Origin of the sequence: Nonomuraea maheshkhaliensis (assembly GCF_039529435.1) — a bacterium.
Classification (GTDB): Bacteria; Actinomycetota; Actinomycetes; order Streptosporangiales; family Streptosporangiaceae; genus Nonomuraea; species Nonomuraea maheshkhaliensis.
The window spans coordinates 8137-17547 of sequence record NZ_BAAAMU010000179.1 but is presented as its reverse complement, the minus strand read 5'-3'; the positions used below and the strand labels follow the sequence as shown (position 1 = coordinate 17547).

Sequence of the window (9411 nt, the reverse complement as noted above, 5' to 3'; positions counted from 1 at the left end):
ATCCTGCCGATCCTGCCGATCCTGCCGATCCTGCCGATCCTGCCGATCCTGCCGATCCTGCCGATGGTGCCGGTGACAGGTCACGGGAGTCGGCCGGGGCTCGGCGGCGTCGCCGATGGGGATCAGCGTCGCTGCCGATGCGGTCCGGCAGGCCACGTCGTAGAACTCGGGTGTCCTCCTCGGTGGCCCGTATGGCTTGTTCGAATCGCAGGCACGTCGAGCCTTTCGCGTTGGGGCGCTGGGCGCCTTAATGGTTGGATATCGACGTTCATATCCTTGATGCTGGCGTGGACCGTTCAATATGGATTGTTCGTTCCGACCGTCACAAGGCGGGTGGCAGATGTCGGTGGGAAAGCCGGGCTTCGTCACGCTGAGAGTGAACCGGAAAACGGAGGCAGGCTCGGCCGTTGCGTGCGGGTGCAGCGACGGAAGGCGCGGTTGCGCTTATCCGGCTTTGAGCATTGGCGATATCCCGGTTGGACAGGCTCGTGGACGTTCCGGGGCTTGCTAGGCTGGAGGCACACCGGGCCACCCCCACGGGTGGCCTTCGTCGCGTAAGGCCCAGGGTGGGCGGCGACCAGCCACGGTGGACCGTCGTTGAGAGTCCGCTGGGTGAGCCAACGAAATGGACCAGAAGTGAACAGAGATAACGGACCGGACGGCGGACAGCGCGGGGGCGGCGACTACGAGGACAAGCGCCCGGGCGGAGGCGACAGGAGCGGCGGCTACGGCTCCCGCGGGCGAGACTCCGGCGGGGACCGTCCGTTCCGTTCCGGCGAAGGGTCGCGGTCCTACAACCGCGGCGACAGAGGGCCCCGGCGTGACGACTCCAGGGACGACCGCCCGAGCCACCGTGACGGCGACGAGCGCCGTACGTACCGCGATCGGGATGATCGCGGGCCCCGTCGTGAAGGCGGGTACCAGGACCGGGGTCCGCGCCGTGAGGGCGGCTACCGAGACAACCGCGCCCCCCGGCGCGATGGTGATGACCGCGGACCTCGCGGTGACGATCGTCGTCCCTATCGGGACAGGGATGATCGTGGTCCTCGTCGTGAGGGTGGCTATGGTGACCGTCGTGAAGGCGGTTACGGTCCCCGTCGCGAGGGCGGGGGCTTCCAGGATCGTGGGCCGCGTCGTGAGGGTGGTTTCCAGGACCGGGGTCCGCGCCGAGAGGGCGGGTTCCGCGATGATCGCGGGCCGCGTGGTGCCGGCGGTGGGCGTGATGATCGTGGGCCGCGTCGTGAGGGTGGCTTCCGTGACAGCGGTCCCCGTCGCGAGGGCGGCGGTTACCAGGATCGCGGACCCCGTCGTGAGGGCGGCTTCCAGGACAGAGGCCCCCGTCGCGAAGGTGGGTTCCGCGATGATCGCGGGCCACGCCGCGAAGGCGGCTACCGTGACGACCGTGGGGACCGGGGCTCACGCGGAGGAGGCGGCGGTTACGGCGCCCGTCGTGAGGGTGGTTTCCAGGACCGCGGGCCGCGTCGAGAGGGCGGTTACCAGGACCGGGGCCCGCGCCGCGAAGGCGACGATCGTCGTCCCTATCGGGACAGGGATGATCGTGGTCCTCGTCGTGAGGGTGGCTATGGTGACCGTCGTGAAGGCGGTTACGGTCCCCGTCGCGAGGGCGGGGGCTTCCAGGATCGTGGGCCGCGTCGTGAGGGTGGTTTCCAGGACCGGGGTCCGCGCCGAGAGGGCGGGTTCCGCGATGATCGCGGGCCGCGTGGTGCCGGCGGTGGGCGTGATGATCGTGGGCCGCGTCGTGAGGGTGGCTTCCGTGACAGCGGTCCCCGTCGCGAGGGCGGCGGTTACCAGGATCGCGGACCCCGTCGTGAGGGCGGCTTCCAGGACAGAGGCCCCCGTCGCGAAGGTGGGTTCCGTGACGATCGCGGGCCGCGCCGCGAAAGTGGGTACGGCGGACGCCGTGAGGGTTACTCCGACAGGCGTGAGGGCGGCTACCGCGACCGTCGTGAAGGCGGTTACGGCGGTGGCCGGGAAAGGGACCAGCGCGACTCCAGGCCGTTCTCGAGGGACGACCGCGAGGAGCGTTCCGGTACGCGGGCCAGGTACGGCCGGCCGGAGCGGGAGGGCGAGGCCGCTCCGCAGCGCGAGAAGCTGCCCGAGATGGCTCCCGACATCACCGTCGACGAGCTCGACAAGGAAGTTCTCGAGGAGCTGCGTTCCCTGCCCGGCGACCTGGCCGACCTCGTCGGCCGGCATCTGGTCGCCGCGGAGCGGGCGCTCGAAGAGGACGATCCCGATCAGGCGCACGAGCACACCAAGGTGGCGCGCAGGTTCGCGGCCCGCATCGGTGTCGTACGGGAGGCCGCGGGCATCGTCGCCTACCGGGCCGGGCACTTCTCGGAGGCGCTGAGCGACCTGCGGGCGGCCAGGCGGATGACGGGTTCGGAGGCGTACCTGCCGGTCATGGCCGACTGCGAGCGCGGTCTCGGCCGTCCCGAGCGGGCCATCGACCTCGTACGTTCGCCCGAGGCGGAGCGTCTCGACAGAGACGGGCGCATCGAGCTGACCATCGTCGAGTCCGGCGCCCGCCGCGACCTCGGCCAGCACGACGCCGCCGTGATCACCCTGCAGCGCCTCCCCGAGCTGCGCGACCCGCAGCCCAAGCCGTGGTCGGCGCGGCTGGCCTTCGCGTACGCGGACGCGCTGGCCGACGCCGGGCACCAGGAGGCGGCCACCGAGTGGTTCGGCCGGGCGATGGCGTTCGACGAGGACGGCGAGACGGACGCGGCCGAGCGGTACGCGGAGCTGACCGGCGCCGTGATCGAGGACGTCGAGGAGGACTACGACGAGGAGGCCGGGCTCGACGGCGCGGCTGACGACGAGGACTTCGACGGGGACGAGCTCGACGAGGACTTCGACGGAGACGATGTCTCTGAGATCTCGGCCGAGGAGGATGAGGACGACGACGATGACGCCGCCCTCGCCGAGGCCGGCGACCTTCTGGAGTCTGACGACGTTCAGGACGAAGCACCGGAGCGGGACGAATCCGTCGTCGTACCGGCGGACTCGGACGAATCCGTGTCCGAGGCCGATCCTGTCGAGTCCCGGACTCAGTCGGTCGAGGACGAGGTCGCTGTCGTTGAGGGCGAATCCACTGCTGCCGAGGCCGGTTCCGATGCGCGTCAGGCTGAAGGAGAGCCTGAGGTGGCGGATGCCGTACCCGAAGGCTCTGCGGAGGCCGTTGACCAGGAGGCGGAGGCCGACTCTGCTCGCGGTCCGCAGCCTGAGGCTGAGACGGCCAAGCGGGACGGGGCGGAGGAGGCGGCTGGGCAGGCCGAGCCGCCTGGGATCACGCCGGCGTTCATCGAGCCGAACTTCGGCGACGTGCTCGACGACGCCAACGAGACGCCCACGGACAAGCCCAAGAACGACTGACTCACACTCCGCGCCGCCTCCCCTGCACCATCGGGGGGAGGCGGTGCTGATGTGTGGGGCTTCGTCCGTCTGTCTCCGCTCGGCGGTGATGATCGTCGGGATGGTACAAATCCGTGGGCGGCAGGATCATCCGGTGGAACGGAACTGTTGCGGCGGTGCGGGTGAGACGAAGCCCGCGGCAGGCTCGCGATGCGCGGCTCGAAGTCGGCCGCGTCCGAGATGACGAAGTGGGCGACCTGGACGCTCGTCCCGGCGATGTTGCCGGCGGGCCGAACCCCGCACAGGCCGCCACAAACAGCGCAGGCGCCCACAACCGCATTGGCGCGCACGAGCGAACGGACCCCAGCAACCGCACGCGCATACGCATCGCACGGGGGCACAAGTACCGGGAGCATCCGCCCACCGGCGCGCTGAACACTGGCTCGCAGAGAACACCCCACCGGAATGACCCGCCGCTTGGGCCAGCGTCTCAGATGGAGGCGTCGGGAACCGTGGGGGCACGCTGACGCAATCGGCTTACGGCGGTGGCGTGGCTGTCGTCGGCCGGGCGTGGGGGGTGAGGGTTACGTCCCGTCGAGTGGTGTAGATCGGGACGGCACACCGATGTGATCGCATCACACGAATCGCGGCGGGGACCGTGATGTGCGGTGCGGGCGGACGTGATCGGCCTTCCGCGATGGAGTGGCTGTCGGCAGGGCGGGGCGAGACTGCGAGGGCACGCCCATGCGATCAAGCCGTGACGGTGGCGTGGTGTGACGGCAGCCTGGCGCGACCGACTTCACGGCGGCCGCGTGACGTCGATCCGACGTGACGAGATCGCCACGACACACTGACGCCATGAGACTTACGGCAGCGGTCGAGGCATGACACCAGGCTGCTGGCACGATCGAGGCGCACGGGCGGTGGCTTGGCCGCAAGCCGGGGGTGACGGGATCCACACCCACACCTGCGGCGAGATGGGATCCCTACGGTCGTGATGTCGTTGGGCGTTCGCGTCTCGGAGGGAAGCTCATGGAGGGACGCGGGGGCTCATGGTGAGATGCCAGGGTTCACGGTGAGACGTCGGGGTTCACGGTGACACGCGGTCGAGCCAGTGCATGATCCCCGCGACGTTCGACCCGGCGCCGTTCAACAGCTCGAACTGCTCCGCCGTAGCCTCGTCGGCGGTCAGCGCGCTGTACCGTTCCTTGGTGCGGTCTCTGACCATGGCGACGGCGTGGTCCAGGTCCATGCCCTCCGACCGGGCCTGCTGCGTGAGGTCCACCCAAACCCGGAGCTCTTCCGCAGACCGTTCAAGCGTCTCCTCAACCGCCTCGACCGGCCCGTAATGGCTGAACAGTAACCTCTGCGGCCCAAGCGCTTCGAACAGGGCGATCGAGTCGAGTGCGGTCTTCAGGTCGAAGTCCGGAGGAGGGGTCGCGGGGCGCAGGTCGCCGGTTTCGGGCAGGTAGACGCCGGCCGCGTCTCCGACGTACAGGTCGCCGGTGGCGGAGTCGACGAGGCCGACGTGGTGTTTGGCGTGGCCGGGGGCGTAGTGGCTGCTCAGCGTACGCCCGTTGCCCAGGTCGATGGCGCCGGTGTCGCCGAGGGCGAGGATGCGTTCGGCTTCGGTGGGGGCCAGCTCGCCGAAGAGGGTGTCGAGTTTGTCGCCCCAGACCATGCGGGCGCTGGCCATGAGCCGCGACGGCTCGGCGAGGTGGCGGGCGCCCTTCTCGTGTACGACGACTTGCGCGGACGGGAAGGATCTGGCGATGTCGCCCACCCCGCCGGCGTGGTCGAGGTGGATGTGGGTCACGACGACCGTGGCCAGGTCGCCGGGGCCGACGCCCAGCGAGGCGATCGCGTCGCGCACCACGGGGGCCGAGGTCGAGGTGCCCGTCTCCACCAGGCACGGCCGGTCGCTCAGGATGAGATAGCCAGCCGTGATGCCCGCATATCCGGCCATTCTGGTGTCGATCTCATAGACGTCGCCGCCAAGCGCGGTGATGTTGTCCACAGGCACTCCTGATCGTCCAGCCGTTATCCCCAGAACGGCGTTCGAGCCGATCCGGCGTCCCCCTCATCGTAGAGAGTGATCCTCACCAGAGCACCGATAGGAGGACGACCGTGGATCGAAACGAAGTCTTGCTGGTGGGGAGACTGTCAGCGCCGGTCGAGGATCACCCGTTGCCGAGCGGCGACACCGTGTCGAAGTGGCGCATCATCGTGCGCCGCCGCCGGCACAGACGCGGCGCCGCCCTGACGGACAGCGTCCCGTGCGTCACGTTCAACCCGGAGACCGCCGCCGTGGTCCGCGCACTCAAACCCCGCGACTACATCGAGGTGACGGGGTCGTTCCGCTGCCGCGTCTTCGGGCCGTCGGCCGCCAAGATCTGGCGCTACGAAGTGGAGGTGAGCTCCGCCAGACCCTACGAAGCGGAGCTCGCGGAGCCCGCCGACCCGGTCGGCGACGGCGGCGCGGGCACTCTCGCCGTCCTGATCCCCAGACAGATCCCCTACCTGGCGCCGGCCGTCTGACCGGAGCCTGCCGGCCGACCGGGCACGCACTTCGCCGGCGCCCGGCACTCAGTCGATCGCGAACGTGCGCAGGACCAGGCCGGTCCTCGGTTTGGGGCCGAAGGAGGTGGACTTGCGGGGCACTCGTTCGCCGCCGGCGGCCACCGCCAGCACGTCCTCGATCGCGAGCGGTCTGAGGATCACCGCGGTTCCGCCCGTACGTACGGCGAGCCGGGCCGCGGCCTCGGTGTCGTGGTGGACGATGCGCACGGTCCGCTCGTCGTCACGCATGCCCCACACCACGGGCAGCACGAACTCGGTGAGGATGGAGGTGTTGAGCGAGTTCCACCGATCGGAGTGATCGGGCGGCATGGCGCGGGCCAGCCGCACCGGATCCGGATCGGTGAGCAGCCGCGCGCCTCCTTCGCCGGCCAGCAGGAAGGCGGGCTCCGGCACAGTGTCCAGCGCGGCCAGGCCGCTCGCCAGGTCGTCGTAGTACCGCACCTGCCAGAAGCCTCGCGCCCTCTCGGTGGCCTCGCTGAGGGGGAGGCCGGGGATCACGCGGTGGATGGCCTTGAGGTCGGGCGGGTAGGCGGTGCTGTCCACGAGCAGAGCCAGCCCGAAGTCCCACGGCCCGGTCCCGCCCGTGCTGGCACGACCTGTGCTGGACTCACTCGTGGTGGGCTCGCCCGTGGTGGGGGCACCTGTGGTGGGGCTGCCCGTGTTGGTACGGCCGGCGTCGGCACGGCGCTCGTGGGGGTGCCTGGCGTCGCGGCGGCTTGCGCTGATGCCGGGCTCGTGGACGGTGGCGTGTTCCTGGCGTTGCAGGACGCGGTACGTGGCGTAGCGATGGTGGCCGTCGGCGATCAGGGCCTGGCGATGATGGAGGTCGGCGTTGATCGCGGCGATCTCCGCCGGGTCCGTGATGGCCCAGAGGCGGTGGGTCAGGCCGTCTTCGGTATGGGCGGTCACCAGCGGACGTCGCTTGGCGGCCACCTCGTCCACCAGGGCCGTGGCGGTGCCGTTGTCGCCCTCGTACAGCAGGAAGATGGGCTCGAGGTTGGCCTGGGTGGTGCTCATGAGGGCGAGGCGGTCCGCGACGGGTCCTGGCATGACGTCCTCGTGCGGCAGGATGATGCCCTGCGCGGGGTCGGTCAGGCCGACGTCTCCGATCAGGCCGCGTTGCAGGACGTCAGGGCCGCTCTGCTCGTAGACGTACAGCGCCGGCACCTCGTCCGGGACGAGCACGCCTTCCGCCAGCCACGCCTTGAGCGTTCTCCCGGCCTCGGCGTAGCGAGCTTCGAGCGAGACATCGCTGGTCGGAGAGGCCGTGGCTGGCTGGAAGTGGGGTGAGGCTCCGGGCGCTGGAGGTTGGTGGGCGGGGGACGGCGAGTAGCCGGTGCTTGGTGAAGCTGTGGCCGGGTGGCTACGAGGCGGCGTGCCTGGTTTTGTGGCGTAGTCGGTGGCGGGTGGGTGGCCGGTGGTTGAGGAGGTCACGTCCGGGCGGAAGGCGTGCGGGGCGGGCGGTTCCGGGGCGTGGTGGGATGTGGACGAGGAGTCACCGGGGGTGGAGCAGGGAAGGATGAGGCGTACGACGTTGTTCGGGTGAGAGTCCAGGAGGGCCTCGACGTCGGCGTCGGAGATCAGGTCGTACGGCGGGGAGGTCACCTTGGCGGGATCTTCGACAGCGAAACGCACGCCCCGGAAGGGCCGTAGCACCAGGCCGTCCGGCACCGGCAGTTCAGGAGTCCCCATACCGGGCATGCTGCCATAAGTGCTTAAACCTTCCGGAAGTCGCCCCATGGTCGCAGTCGTGCCCGTTCCGCGTCAGGGCGGAGCGGGGGAAGCCGTACAGCGATGAAGGAGTCCCCACACATGACCCACGAGGGAAACGTTCATGATGAGAACCCCGGTGCTCCCCTGGGTGGTGTTTATGACTGGTATCAGCGTGGCGTCCGCTTGCTGAAGGAAGGGAGTCCGGCGGCTGCCGCGGCACTGCTCGAACGGGCCGCCGCCGCGGAGCCCGAATCGCGCAGCATTCTTGAGGCGCTGGCCCGGGCGCAGTTCAACTCCCGGCAGTATGCCGAGGCGGCGGCCAGCTTCCGGCAGATCGTGGATGCGAATCCGGCTGAGGATTACGCCTATTTCGGGCTTGGGCTGGCGTTGTGGCGGACGGGGGATGTGGAAGGGGCGCAGGAGCCGCTGGCGATCGCGGTGGCCATGCGACCGGATGAGCGGCATTATGTGTCGGCTTTGAAGAGTGTGCGGGCGACGTTGCGGGCACGGCGGGAGATGTGATCGCGGGGCCGCCATCCGCCCCGCCTTTCGTCCCGGCGTGCTGATCCAAATTCGTCGCTCAGGTTGGTTGCTGCAGGTCTGTCCAGGTTCCCGGATGCTCGTTGAGTGACTTCTCGACTGGTTTGGTTCAGTTCCCGGGTGATCGTTGCGCGGCGCTCGGGGTGGGTGCATGGGTTGGCCCGTTGGCCGTGCCTCAGTAGTTTGCGCTGGTGATCTTTCAGATGGGCTCCTCGCGCTTGTGGCCTTCTGTTCAGGTTGGTCCTTCGTCTGGGTTGTTCTTTCGGTACGAGCGCTCTCCTCGTTCGGGGCGTTCTGCTCCCGCCGCTCTTTCGGCCGGGCCGGCCTGTACGTCCGGGCTTGGCGTTGGCGTCCGGGGTGGGTCTGCAGGGCAGGCGGGGGTTTGCACGGGCCTCTGCTGGCGCGGTGTCAGGTGGTGTGGCGGTCGGCGTTGGCGGTTATGGCGGCTTGGCAATACGCGGCCAGGCCGGGAGCGGTGGCGTCTATGGAAGCGGTGAAGCGGGGGTCGGTGACGTACAGGTCGCCGAGCCCGCGGTGGATCTCGTACGTGCAGTCGTAGCACCAGCGAGAGATGTGGGCCCGATGTTCCTCCGCCAGGGCCATGGCGAGCTCGCCGTCCGCCGGCGCGCCCGAGCGCATCGCGTCCGCCATGCGCGAACTGAGGTCGCCCGCCTCCGCCATGAAACGCTGCCAGTCCTGCTTCGTGTACGCCGACGAGCGCCGCATGGCGTCCGTCCAGGCCTGGGTGCCACCCCAGCGCTGCTCGGCCTCGGCCGCGTGCTCGTCGGGGCCGAAGCCGCCGAACAGCTCCGCGCGTTCCTCCGGGGTCAGGTCGAGTGGTGCGGACATGGTCATCCCTTCCTCAGGCGAATATGGGGAGGACGCTAAAGTCTCACGCAGCGTGAGAGTCAAACGGGAAGAGGCCCTGTGCTGATCGACGGCTATGACACCCTGCTGCTCGACCTCGACGGCGTGGTCTATCTCGGCAGCCACGCGGTGCCCGGGGCGCCGGAGGCGCTGGAGGAGGCGCGACGGCGCGGCGCGCGGCTGGCGTACGTGACCAACAACGCCTCCCGTACCCCGTCCGCCATTGCCGCGCACCTGCGCGAGCTGGGCGCGCCCGCCGCGGCCGGCGACGTGGTGACCTCGGCGCAGGCCGCGGCCCGCCGCGGTGCCGCGGGGGGTGGCCCCCGCGGGGCCGGG

The 9411-nt window shown here is 69.8% G+C and carries 6 protein-coding genes and 1 pseudogene; 4 read left to right on the top strand and 3 right to left on the bottom strand.

The features are described 5' to 3' along the window. The first annotated feature begins 2121 nt into the window (after window positions 1-2121). Window positions 2122-3396 (top strand): tetratricopeptide repeat protein, encoded by a 1275-nt coding sequence (locus ABFX54_RS52355; protein ID WP_346114766.1) that lies wholly within the window; start codon window positions 2122-2124, stop codon window positions 3394-3396. 1069 nt (window positions 3397-4465) lie between these two features. Here ABFX54_RS52355 and ABFX54_RS52350 read toward each other — a convergent pair. Next, window positions 4466-5392 carry an MBL fold metallo-hydrolase gene (locus ABFX54_RS52350; RefSeq protein ID WP_346114765.1) on the bottom strand — a complete coding sequence of 309 codons (927 nt, stop codon included), beginning with the start codon at window positions 5390-5392 and terminating at the stop codon, window positions 4466-4468. Between the two features lie 110 nt (window positions 5393-5502). On the opposite strand from ABFX54_RS52350, the gene ABFX54_RS52345 reads away from it, so the two are divergent. Further along, entirely contained in the window at window positions 5503-5913 is a 411-nt protein-coding gene (locus tag ABFX54_RS52345; RefSeq protein WP_346114764.1) for a single-stranded DNA-binding protein, read from the top strand. 48 nt (window positions 5914-5961) lie between these two features. Here ABFX54_RS52345 and ABFX54_RS52340 read toward each other — a convergent pair whose 3' ends face one another. Continuing rightward, window positions 5962-7647 (bottom strand): DUF1015 family protein, encoded by a 1686-nt coding sequence (locus ABFX54_RS52340; RefSeq protein WP_346114763.1) that lies wholly within the window; start codon window positions 7645-7647, stop codon window positions 5962-5964. 120 nt (window positions 7648-7767) lie between these two features. Between ABFX54_RS52340 and ABFX54_RS52335 the strand changes: the two genes are divergently transcribed. Then, window positions 7768-8190: a tetratricopeptide repeat protein gene (locus ABFX54_RS52335; RefSeq protein WP_346114762.1), complete on the top strand. Its 423-nt coding sequence runs from the start codon at window positions 7768-7770 to the stop codon at window positions 8188-8190. Window positions 8191-8616: 426 nt separating this feature from the next. On the opposite strand, the gene ABFX54_RS52330 is transcribed toward ABFX54_RS52335, so the two are convergent. Beyond that, entirely contained in the window at window positions 8617-9057 is a 441-nt protein-coding gene (locus ABFX54_RS52330) for a TipAS antibiotic-recognition domain-containing protein (RefSeq protein ID WP_346114761.1), read from the bottom strand. A 78-nt stretch (window positions 9058-9135) separates the two neighbouring features. Here ABFX54_RS52330 and ABFX54_RS52325 point away from each other — a divergent pair. Next, window positions 9136-9411 (top strand): annotated as a pseudogene (locus tag ABFX54_RS52325) (HAD family hydrolase); the annotation flags it as partial.

Bases quoted from the DNA above. Each gene is read 5' to 3' on its own strand.
- ABFX54_RS52330 (WP_346114761.1), bottom strand. From the start codon at position 9,057: ATGTCCGCACCACTCGACCTGACCCCGGAGGAACGCGCGGAGCTGTTC.
- ABFX54_RS52355 (WP_346114766.1), top strand. From the start codon at position 2,122: ATGGCTCCCGACATCACCGTCGACGAGCTCGACAAGGAAGTTCTCGAG.
- ABFX54_RS52340 (WP_346114763.1), bottom strand. From the start codon at position 7,647: ATGGGGACTCCTGAACTGCCGGTGCCGGACGGCCTGGTGCTACGGCCC.
- ABFX54_RS52335 (WP_346114762.1), top strand. From the start codon at position 7,768: ATGACCCACGAGGGAAACGTTCATGATGAGAACCCCGGTGCTCCCCTG.